This is a genomic window from Lentzea albidocapillata, from assembly GCF_000719115.1.
GTDB lineage: Bacteria > Actinomycetota > Actinomycetes > Mycobacteriales > Pseudonocardiaceae > Lentzea > Lentzea albidocapillata.
In genome coordinates this window covers 1-339 of record NZ_JOEA01000089.1, presented here as the reverse complement: position 1 = coordinate 339, position 339 = coordinate 1, and the positions used below count along the sequence as shown (strand labels likewise).

The following is a 339-nucleotide window of genomic DNA, read 5'->3' as shown; positions in this document are numbered from 1 at the left end:
CTGGATCCGCGGCAGGGCCACCCCGATGATCGAGGTGTCCATGATGACCATGAACTGCGCGGCGGCGATGAGGGCGAGCGCCCACCACCTGCGCCGGTCTGACCTATCCGTACTGGACATCTCAGGTACTCCATACCGGTAGGGGGTATCGACCGAGCAGACCTCTGCCCTGGTCGCGCAAAGCGACTACCCCTGCGAAACGGAAGATCTTGACGGACCGTGGCCGCGAGTGTCTCGCGACCACGGTTCACTCAGTGCTGGTGATGACCTTCATGGCCGCCACCGTGGTACTGGTGCACCACCGCGTGCCCCTTGCCGCGCGAGATCAGCCAGCGGTTG

The 339-nt window shown here is 64.6% G+C and carries 1 pseudogene; it reads right to left on the bottom strand.

Annotated elements, in window-relative coordinates:
• Positions 1 to 120: pseudogene (locus tag IG04_RS49095) on the bottom strand (MFS transporter); the annotation flags it as partial.
• Positions 121 to 339 lie beyond the last annotated feature (219 nt).